The organism is Microcosmobacter mediterraneus, from assembly GCF_031846265.1.
GTDB classification, from domain to species: Bacteria; Bacteroidota; Bacteroidia; order Flavobacteriales; family Flavobacteriaceae; genus Microcosmobacter; species Microcosmobacter mediterraneus.
This window is the reverse complement of the sequence record NZ_JAVRIA010000001.1, coordinates 249,632-259,840: the sequence shown is the minus strand read 5'-3', so window position 1 is coordinate 259,840 and position 10,209 is coordinate 249,632. Positions and strand designations below refer to the sequence as shown.

General features: G+C 29.8%; 9 protein-coding genes. All 9 read left to right on the top strand.

The genetic code is table 11. From position 1 onward, the window contains the following. Window positions 1-53 precede the first annotated feature (53 nt). The 9 genes from RM697_RS01130 (at window position 54) to RM697_RS01090 (ending at window position 10,158) form a co-directional block, all read left to right on the top strand. A complete protein-coding gene (locus RM697_RS01130; protein ID WP_311426000.1) occupies window positions 54-509 on the top strand; it encodes a DUF5063 domain-containing protein in 456 nt (151 codons plus the stop codon). Continuing rightward, window positions 509-997, top strand: coding sequence for a hypothetical protein (locus RM697_RS01125; protein ID WP_311425999.1), 489 nt, complete (start codon window positions 509-511; stop codon window positions 995-997). The genes RM697_RS01130 and RM697_RS01125 overlap by 1 nt, the downstream gene beginning before the upstream one ends. Window positions 998-1,149: 152 nt before the next feature. Next, on the top strand, window positions 1,150-1,839 hold the full coding sequence (locus tag RM697_RS01120; RefSeq protein WP_311425998.1) for a DUF2695 domain-containing protein: 690 nt from the start codon (window positions 1,150-1,152) through the stop codon (window positions 1,837-1,839). Window positions 1,840-1,997: 158 nt separating this feature from the next. Beyond that, on the top strand, window positions 1,998-2,690 hold the full coding sequence (locus RM697_RS01115) for a hypothetical protein (protein ID WP_311425997.1): 693 nt from the start codon (window positions 1,998-2,000) through the stop codon (window positions 2,688-2,690). 177 nt (window positions 2,691-2,867) lie between these two features. Then, the gene (locus RM697_RS01110) at window positions 2,868-3,749 is read left to right on the top strand and encodes a HEPN domain-containing protein (protein ID WP_311425996.1); all 882 of its coding nucleotides are present in this window, start codon (window positions 2,868-2,870) and stop codon (window positions 3,747-3,749) included. Window positions 3,750-3,889: 140 nt separating this feature from the next. Further along, window positions 3,890-4,294, top strand: a complete 405-nt coding sequence (locus RM697_RS01105; protein WP_311425995.1) for a hypothetical protein — start codon at window positions 3,890-3,892, stop codon at window positions 4,292-4,294. A gap of 166 nt (window positions 4,295-4,460) precedes the next feature. Further along, the gene (locus RM697_RS01100; protein WP_311425994.1) at window positions 4,461-5,006 is read left to right on the top strand and encodes a YybH family protein; all 546 of its coding nucleotides are present in this window, start codon (window positions 4,461-4,463) and stop codon (window positions 5,004-5,006) included. 297 nt (window positions 5,007-5,303) lie between these two features. Next, window positions 5,304-9,044 carry an nSTAND3 domain-containing NTPase gene (locus RM697_RS01095; RefSeq protein WP_311425993.1) on the top strand — a complete coding sequence of 1,247 codons (3,741 nt, stop codon included), beginning with the start codon at window positions 5,304-5,306 and terminating at the stop codon, window positions 9,042-9,044. Between the two features lie 337 nt (window positions 9,045-9,381). Beyond that, complete coding sequence (locus RM697_RS01090; RefSeq protein WP_311425992.1) at window positions 9,382-10,158, top strand: DUF6090 family protein; 777 nt, start codon at window positions 9,382-9,384, stop codon at window positions 10,156-10,158. Window positions 10,159-10,209 lie beyond the last annotated feature (51 nt).

The following is a 10,209-nucleotide window of genomic DNA, read 5'->3' as shown; positions in this document are numbered from 1 at the left end:
ATAGTTTATATTTATACTCATAAAACTAGTTGTAACACATTTGAGAACAAACTTTGAGCAAACTAAAAAACCTCATAAATCGAATTACAGAATTTGGAATAAATCCAAATGTGGAATCTGAAAATAAAACGGACGAAATCCAAAAATTACTTGTAGGAATCTACTCTGAATATCTAAATCTGAGTGCTGAATTTGACGACTCTGATTTTGATGAAGAACCAAATTTTGACTATGAATCGATAAAGAAAAATGTCGAAGCTAATTTTCCTGAATTTGGTTGGTATCATTCCGTTTGGGAATCTCATAAAATAATTTCTGATGCGGATTTAGTAACTGAAGACTCGATTGACGATTTAACAGATATTATAAAGGATTTACTCGAAGTTAAATGGAGATTTGATAATACAAACGAGAAAAACGCAAAATGGCATTTTTGTGATTTAATGAGAATTCATTCCGAGCAACATCTTGTGAATTTCTTGAAATATATAAAAGATTTAAAAGGATAATGAGAATTGAACAGATAACAGAAAAATTTCAAATTGACGTTGGTGCACCAACACCAACAATTCTCTCAAACGAGCATAATCTGTATTTAATTTTTTACGTGAGTAATGTTGACCCGAATTGGGACGGAACATCAGTACATATGCGAACCGACAAAGATGACGGAATTGTAACTATCAAATTTGACCGATTTGAGCAATTTAAATTTGGAAGTCCAAATGATGAAGCGATTAATGGACATCCACTCTATGAATTGGGTCTTGAACCATATTCTATTCAAAAAGTAATCGATTCAGAATGGATTAAGGAACTTACAAAAATGAATTCTGTTCATCCATACCATAAAGATGAGCTATTTGAGAAATACGAGCATTTCATATTCTTCTTCCACGATAGATGTTTTGAAATTGTTGCAGAGGATTATTTAATAGAGGAAAATACTAAATCAAATATGAGAGATGAAATTGAACGAATCTCGAAATTAATATAAAAAACGTGTTACAACAACGTGTATAATCAATTGCTTGGTCTGTGTGTATTCGGAAAATCCTACGGATTTTCCTCTGGTACGTTTTCTTTTGCTAACTTAGTTCTTGCCAACGCAACTAACCATACACGAACACGTTAGCCATAATTTAAGAAATGACAATATTAACAGAAAATCAAGTAACTGAACTTTGTGTTTTTATAGAAAATCGAATAGAAAAAATCGGTTGTGACCACTCGTTGAAATACACTTTTGAATGGGCTGAAAAAAATGGAATTGATAAGTCTGACCTAATTGACGTTTTGGAATCGAATGGTGGATTTTGTGATTGCGAAGTAACATTTAATTTACCGGAAGGTTGTGATTTAGAATTAGAGTCCGAAAACAAAGAAATGGACTTTAAAAATCCTTTCAAAATACCGCTGAATTTTCAACAGACCGAAAATAAAGTTTATACAAAAGCACTATTTTCGAGTTCTGAATACGACCATAATAATTACACGAAAAATGGAGAATTATTAATTCCAGCACCATTTGGATTTAAACCAAAAAAGAGAGTTAGGAAAAGTATGCACTTCTTTAACGGAACTGAATCGGAATTGCCTACTGAAATTGGAATTGTAAAAGAAATAGAACCGATAAATGGAAAAGAGTTTGCGAAAAAAATTCGTGATTTAAAATTAGGTTCTCTTTCGAGATTTTCGGAAAGAGACGCTGAGTATTACTTTTCGAGAATTGAAAAAATTGACATTGGAAAACCAATGGGAACGCATTTTATGGAAAGAACAGGAATTGGCGGAACGAAAGTTGAATTAAAAGTACATAAAGTAATATTTAGGAAATAAAAAACTATGGCTAACACCGTGTATAATTCATTGCTAGTACTCGCCTACTTACGAAAATCCTCGCGGATTTTCTATTCGGTTTGTATTTGCTAAATTTAATGCTTAATCACGCAACGAAATCATACACAAACACGTTGTGTGTAATATTAACCTAGAATATGGAAAAATCGGAAAATTTTAAGTTTAAATCTGAACTACTAAATAACAATTTCGATGTAATTTATCCAACCTATCTATCCTATAAAGGACTAATTACTGATTATAATCTAAAACTGGAAACAGAAGATGAAATTGACTCTCGAACATTTTTTTATTCACTTTATGATGTTACTTTAAAACATTGGAACAATGTCTACCCGAAATTTGTTCTGACCCCAATTAAAGATGATATTATTGAAGCCTTTGTAAAAGCTTTAAAGACTGATTTTAAGTTAAAAAAGCCTTCAAAGTTTAATGAAAAAATATACTTTGTTTATTACTACATACTACAATATTTTTCAATTGGTATTAAACCATATCATGAATATGAGTCTTTTCCTAACTTAGGTTTAAAAACTGCTGATTCAGGAGATTTGAATCTTTTACTTTATGATTTATTTGAGGAATTATGGGATGAATTAGATATTGAATCATTAATTGATGACGAACTATTTGACGACCGAACAGAATTTTATAATTCTGAAGTTCAGTTCTTAAGCGAATTTTTATCAAGATGCTGGAATGAAGCTAAAACGCTTACAACTATTAAGGCAATTGGAATTCTTGGAGAAGCTACAGCAGTTGGAGAAACTTATAGTCTAGACGACAATAAAGTTTTAGAAGATCATGATGATAATCCTATTTACCTCTAAGCCTACAAAATACTACACACAACAATGTGTATAATTCATTGCTAGTAAAAGCTTACTTACGAAAATTCCGCTGGAATTTTCTATCCGTGATTATTTGCTAACTTTAAGGCTTAAAAACGCAACGAAATCATACACTAGACCGTTGTACGTAAGCTAAAAAAAATTTCGACCTATAAAGTGACTATTTCCGAAAGATTATTTGAGACAGCAAAACAAGATTTGGATTCTGTTGAATTGTTGTACAATTCAGGACAATACAATCTTGCCTTATTTCAGCTTCAACAATCAGTAGAAAAATTTGTAAAATCGTTTGGTCTTAAAACAGAAGTTATTGAATCAAAAGATATTGCAAAGAAAATTAATCATTTACCACATAAAGTTTTTACTAGACTATATCAAAGACAAATAGATGAATTATCTAAATATAGCGGAACACCTTTATTAATTCCCGATATGGTTCCGCCACATCAGAGAGGAAAAAGTAAGGTGAAAGAAAATGTAGAAAGTTTAAAAAAAATGCGCTCTGAAATACTAAATTTCGCAGAACTGAATAAAAAAAATCTAGTTGAGATTAAAGATATTAAAAAATTCATTAAGAGTTCAGAAGAGCTTGAGGCCGAACCAACTTTTGATGACGACAAACTTTTCGCTGAAACAAAAGATGATTTTGTTAAAACTCATGAACACATGATTGAATATTTTAAAGGAGATGAGAATATTAAATCAATATCAGAAGACTTGATTAAAAACAGTAATGAAATTGCAAAAAATAAGGTCAAAATCCATAAACAAGAGAGAATTAGAGAAAGAAAATTTGGATATATTTCTTATGTGTGGATTAATTTGTCTTTGATAACTTCACCTCATGAACAATCAACAAGATATCCTTCAATCGAAAATGAAAGTAACCCTATAAATCAATATGACCAAAATCACGTTTTGATTAAACACATTCCTGAATTTATAAAGATGATGAAAAAGACTATTATTAAGTACAAAGAAGTATATAATAACTATATAAGCCTACGCACAACAACGTGTATAATTAATTACTTCTGAATTTCCTAAACGGAAATTCATACTTTTTAATTAAATTAGTTGCTAATCGGAAAATGATTCGCGTCCTTTTCCGTAACTAATCCATACACGCAACCGTTGTACACAAGCTGAAAACAAACTCAATTCTGAATTTACAATCGATGAAAAAAATCGGACTTATATTATTAATCGGACTTTTGACCTCTTGTGTCAAGAAAACGGAATTTATTCCCAATGAAAATCTGATTGAATTTCATAGACAAACAATAATGGATATGGATGAGTTAGTTGATTCTGGAGAGGAAAATTATCAGAATTTAAATTTGGAAAAATTTAATTTGAAAACCGACACGATCCGATTTGAAAATGACTTTATATATATTTCTTACTTGTCTATAGTTAATGCTTGTGGACAATATGCTGGAGATATTGAAATTAAAAATGACTCAATATATCTAAAATTAGTTGATACAGTTGGAATTGCCTGTACGAGCCAAAGAGTTGATAGATTAAAATTTAAAATAAAGAACTCTGAAAATAAAAAATACGGAATTAAAAAATGGTAAAAAGCCAGTGTACAACAACGTGTATAATTAATTGCTTGAGTTGGTTAAGACAAGGAAAATTTCTTACTTTTAATCAAATATGATTTCCATCGGAATAATCCTTCGGAACATTCCGCAAAAATCATACACGCAACCGTTGGTGGTCATTTAAAAAAAAACGAAACATATGATAAAACTTATAAGTCATTTGAATAGTAGAATTATGAAAAAAATCCAAATATTGATAATTATAAGTGCATTGTTCACAATAGGTATTTTTCAAACTTCTTGTAATTCAACTGGGCAAAGCGTAGATGAGGAAAAAGAAGTAATGGCTGCACTCGATAAATTTCTCCGCGCTTTTGAGAACGGAGATTTTGAAACAATGGAGGCTTCAATGACTAATGACGCATATATTTTTCCAAGAGCTATAATGTCAAATGATTCATTAGGACCTATTGATAATGTTAATTATAGGCGAATAAATGGGCTAGACCCTCAAATGAAACAGGTTATAAATAGCATACGTGAAAGTGGAAAACAACCACCTTTTATGAAACTCGAACCTAAAGATTTAAAAATTACAATGCTTAAAGAAGCAGCAATAGTAACTTTTCATTTAGAAAATGGTAAATCACTTTCAAGGAGAACTATTGTTCTTGGGAAAAACAATGATACATGGAAAATAGTGCATATTCATCCTTCAAATGTAGTAAGTTCTATATATCGTTAATTTTGCATAAATCGAAACTAAATTATTTAAAATCCAGAGAGGAAAAACGAACCACCAACAACGTGTATAGTTCATTGCGGCTGAATTCCTAATCGGAATTCATTGCAATTTGCTATCTCTTGGTTATGGCGGAAAATCATAGTTGATTTTCCGCAACGAGCCATACACAAAACCGTTGTGTTTCATACCAAAAAAGCCAACCGCACAAACAGCACATTTGGTTTTTTCCGACACAACAGCCAACGCTGAAAAACCAAAAGAGCTGTTTTTTGCCAACGCTTGAAGAAATTGAATAATATGAGCAGACTCCAAACAATAGAAAATCGACTAAAAGAAATAAATGGAACTGTTTTTCAAGAGCTTTGCGATAGTTATTTAACTATTAGAGATAATAACTATTTGGCTATATCTAGAACAGGAAGCCAAACGGGAAAACAAAAAACAAAAAAAGGAACTCCTGACACATTCTTTCAATTGCCAAACGGCAACTTTTTATATTCAGAAATTACAACTGATACGAGTACAAAAAATAAGTTAGCTAATGATATAAGAGCTTGTTTTGACCCAAATAAGACTAAAATCCCTATTGAAAAAATTCAAGAAATCGTTCTTTGTTTCAATTGGAACATAGACCAAGAAAAAATAAATGAATTAAATACATTAGCCCAAAGTTTTAACGCTGATATTAGAATCCGCTATTTAATGCTACAAGAATTGGCATTAGAACTTCACATACATCATAGAGATTTAGCACATCATTATTTGGGCTTACCTTTAGATACTGGTCAAATAGTTTCAATTGACAACTTTATCAAAGAATATGACAGAGCTTCTAAAGGTATTGCTACTCCTTTGAACAACACTTTTTTACACAGAGAAACAGAATTAGAACAATTAAGTAATGCTATAGATAGTCACGATTTTATAATACTTACAGGAGCTCCTGGAGTTGGAAAAACAAAGTTGGCAATTGAAATTATCAATAATTATTTAGCAAACAATGAATCGTACCAAGCATATTGTGTTTCATATAAAAGTCATACTTTACTTGAAGATTTGTATCAATATTTTGATGTAGAAAAAGACTATTTACTTTTTGTTGATGATGCAAATAGAATTGATGCATTTGAACAAATAACAGGTTTTTTTAAAGCTAATAGAAATGGTAAACTAAAAATAATAATTACTGTAAGAGATTATGCATTTCAAGAAATAGGAAGAAAATGTCAAGAGTTTTCTACTCAAAGAATAGATTTACATAAATTTACAGATGAACAAATTATTGACATAATAAAGTCTGAACCATTTGAAATTCTAAATCCTGATTACCATAAAGAAATAATTAGAATCTCAGATGGAAACCCAAGATTAGCTATAATGACTTCACTTTTAGCTAAAAAGGAACAGAATTTATATGCTTTACATAATGTTTCCGATTTATTTGAAAAGTATTTTTCAACGTTCATCAAAGATGATGGTGAGTTCGAAAATCCCTTAAACATTAGATGTCTAGGAATTATTTCTTTCTTCTATACTATTCCATATAAGAATAAAGAAGTTACAGAATCGATTCTAGAAAAATTTGAAATATCATACAACGATTTTATAGACACAATTGATAAACTTGATAAATTAGAATTAGCAGAAATTCAATTTGAACACGTAAAAGTACCAGAACAAAATCTTGCTACATTTTTCTTTTACAAAGCATTTATAAAAGACAACTTACTGTCCTTTCAAATCCTATTAAACAACTATTTTGAAAATTATCAAAATAGGTTCACAGATACTATTGTTCCTGCTAATAATACATTTGGGCCACAAAATGTAATGGACAAAATCAAACCTGATTTAGTTAATTATTGGAACATTATCCAAGTAGGAAATGATAAATCTTTTGACTTCCTCAATTCATTTTGGTTTTATTTACAAGACCAAACTTTAGAATTTACATATCAGCAAATAGAAACATTCCCAAAGACAGAAAAAGCTGACTATGACACGTCATACGAAAACAATCAATTCAATTATAACAAGGATAATTTAATTGAATTATTGGGTAATTTTTTTCGTCTAAACAGCAAATACCTTAAAGATTCAATTGAATTATTATTTGAATATGCAACTCGAAAACCTGAAAAATTACCAGAGCTTATTCATAAAATTAGAGAATTATTAATTTTCGACAGAGATGATGAACGCTTTGATTTTTATAGACAAAAGACTCTTTTTGACATATTAATTAGTGGTGTGAACAATGATGACAAATTACTTTCTACATCATTTTATGAACTATCAAAAACTTTCTTGTCGTATAAATTTCAGCAATTTAAAGGAGGTAGAAATAACAGTTTTGTTCACTATCAATATCCAGTTCCCAACAATAAAACTATTCAAGAATTTAGAACAAAAATATGGGATACATTAGATAATAGTTTTACATCTCGTCCTGAAATGGCTTTCAGATTATTAAAAAATTATTCGCGAGTTCATCCAGACGTTAATAATGAAATAATGGAATTCGACATCCCATTTGTTCTAAATATTATTGACAAACATTTAAACAATGAAAATTTTGAACATTGTAAGTATGTTCAAGACCAAATCAGATGGTTCAAAAGACACGATTTTGATTTACCAGAATTTTCAAATTTCACAAATAGGTTTGTTAACGAAATATACTTGACATTCCTAAAAATAGATTGGGATAGGTTTAGAGATAAAGAAATGTATGAATTTGACGATTTTCGAGAGTATGAGAGATTAAAAGAAGCTGAAATAAGAACCTCTTTCATATTGACCAATATTGAAGAAATTAATGAATTTTACGACACTTTTATTTTACTAAAAAATTCAGCAAAGAATAATTGGAACTATAACAATACACTCGATTTTGTTATTGATGAGAATTGCTTAAGAGATTTTGATATTGGACTTGCTTTGCTCAATAAAGTCATAGAAAAAGGAAATGAAATAAAATATATCCCAAGAAATGTTTTTAAAAATCAAATAAAAACTGATAGTAAGGCAAATCAAATTTGGGGAATTATTCAAGGAAAAGAGTTTGACTTAAAAGAACTTTGGGAATTGTCATTCTATGAGTATATAGATGATACTCTAATAAACAAAGATTTTGCCTTATCATTAGTGAATACAATAACAAAGATGAGTAATCCTAATACTATTCATTTTGACAGACTTAAACGTTTTTTAACTATAGAACCAAACTTGTTTCAAATAATTTTAAAAACCATTACAGATAAAAATGAAAGACAAAATACACGATTACAAGTTTGGATGGATTTCTTTAGTAAGCATTTTGAAAATCTTGGAGACGATATAGAGTTGATTAAAAAAGCTTACATCCAACAATACTTGATTCAAAATCATTTTGACTATGAAGGAAAAGGGTTTCTAGAAATATTGAAAATTGATAAAAACTTCTTAATAGAATTTGTTGAGAGTTTATATTCTGCAACTGATAGACATAGTCTTGGAGGCGACCATAGTGATATGAGTTATGTTTGGAATATCGAAAATATTGAAGAGACGTTAATCCAAGTATTCGACTTAATAATTGAAAAAGACTTATATTTTGGCATTTTGGAGCATTATTGTAATGTTTTCTTTAGAAACCCAAAGGAAGAAGAGCAGAAAAAAAGAGCAGATGATTTTATTAGACAATACGTGATTGACAACAATCAAGATTATAATAAAATGCAAATCATTGTAGATTTGATACGACACTCAAGGAAAGAATTATTTGAAGAAATCTTTTTGCTTTTTATTTCATTAAATCAAGATATTGAGATTTTTGGAAAATTAATGTGGAGAGGAAATGGAGGAACATATTCAGGAGATGTAATAATTGGAGATATTCAAGCTTCAGAATGGAGAAACCTACTATCAATTGCAAATAAATCTACTTTGGGAATAAAACTAATCCCAATCAAAAATTACATTAACAAACAAATAGAAAACTGTTTACAAAGTGGAGATAGGGAAAGAGAGCGGAAGTTTTTAAGAAAAGGATACTAAAAACCAACGCTTAAAGCCATACACATTTGCAATTCGCTAAAGCCAACGCTACGCCAAAAATTGCAAAAGATTATGTCTTGCCAACGCTCACAGCAAAACGGAAAATAAAGTACGAAAACACAACAATGTATAAAAAACATAGGGCGTTTGTGCTAAACCGAAAGGTCTGTGTCTATTACAAATTCCGCTAAATATAAAATTTGGCATTTATAGTAAAAAAGATAAAAGCAAAATATTTATATTTAGCTAAGTAATAAACCGAAACGATAGTGCTTATCACCTGCCCTACGATTTCTTATACTGAACGTTGTGCTTCATTATCAGAAACCGCTAACCAATGATAAAATTCTTTAGAAAAATTCGTCGAAACTTACTTATTGAAAGTAAAACTGGAAAGTATTTTAAGTATGCAATTGGAGAAATTATTCTTGTAGTAATTGGAATTTTAATTGCGTTACAGATTAATAATTGGAACCAGCAAAGAAAAGATAAAAACCAAGAGCAATTTATTCTTGAACGTCTTAAAAACGATTTAGCTTCAGATATTGAATTAATTTCTTATCAGATGGAAAAATCTGAAACATTTAGAAAACAATATGTATTCTGTATTGAAGTACTATTAAATGAAAGAGAGGCAACTAGAGAAGAGTTTATGGATAACTTTAGTTCTATAACTACCATATTATATTATAAACCAAACCGTACGACATTTGATAATATTGTGTCCTCTGGTCAAATGGATTTGCTTCAAAATAAGGATTTAACTAATAACATTATTAAGTATTATAATGAGGGAAGCGATATAGGTTGGGATACTGCTTTAATTAATTATACTAGAAACTTCTATGGACCATACATAATGCAATTTGACCATAAACCAAATATCCCGAATACGAGTCATCGAGGCCAAGTCTCTCAACCTTTTACTCAGGTAGATATAGCCAAATCAAGAATTAAACCTAAAACTATTGACGATTATAAAAATGATCTATTTATTTTAAACATGCTTCGAAGTAAAATAAACACTATGGAAGGCCAAATGTTCGAATATAAAAAACTGGAATTAAGCATGCAGGAGTTATTCCAACAATTAGAATTCGAAATTAAAGAATAACGAAAGCACAACAACGTGTATAGCCAATTGCTAGTTCGTTGTGTACTCGGA

What these genes read in the sequence shown, in the direction of transcription:
- RM697_RS01090 (WP_311425992.1), top strand. Translation starts at nt 9,382, where the DNA reads ATGATAAAATTCTTTAGAAAAATTCGTCGAAACTTACTTATTGAAAGT.
- RM697_RS01095 (WP_311425993.1), top strand. Translation starts at nt 5,304, where the DNA reads ATGAGCAGACTCCAAACAATAGAAAATCGACTAAAAGAAATAAATGGA.
- RM697_RS01120 (WP_311425998.1), top strand. Translation starts at nt 1,150, where the DNA reads ATGACAATATTAACAGAAAATCAAGTAACTGAACTTTGTGTTTTTATA.
- RM697_RS01125 (WP_311425999.1), top strand. Translation starts at nt 509, where the DNA reads ATGAGAATTGAACAGATAACAGAAAAATTTCAAATTGACGTTGGTGCA.
- RM697_RS01115 (WP_311425997.1), top strand. Translation starts at nt 1,998, where the DNA reads ATGGAAAAATCGGAAAATTTTAAGTTTAAATCTGAACTACTAAATAAC.
- RM697_RS01100 (WP_311425994.1), top strand. Translation starts at nt 4,461, where the DNA reads ATGATAAAACTTATAAGTCATTTGAATAGTAGAATTATGAAAAAAATC.
- RM697_RS01105 (WP_311425995.1), top strand. Translation starts at nt 3,890, where the DNA reads ATGAAAAAAATCGGACTTATATTATTAATCGGACTTTTGACCTCTTGT.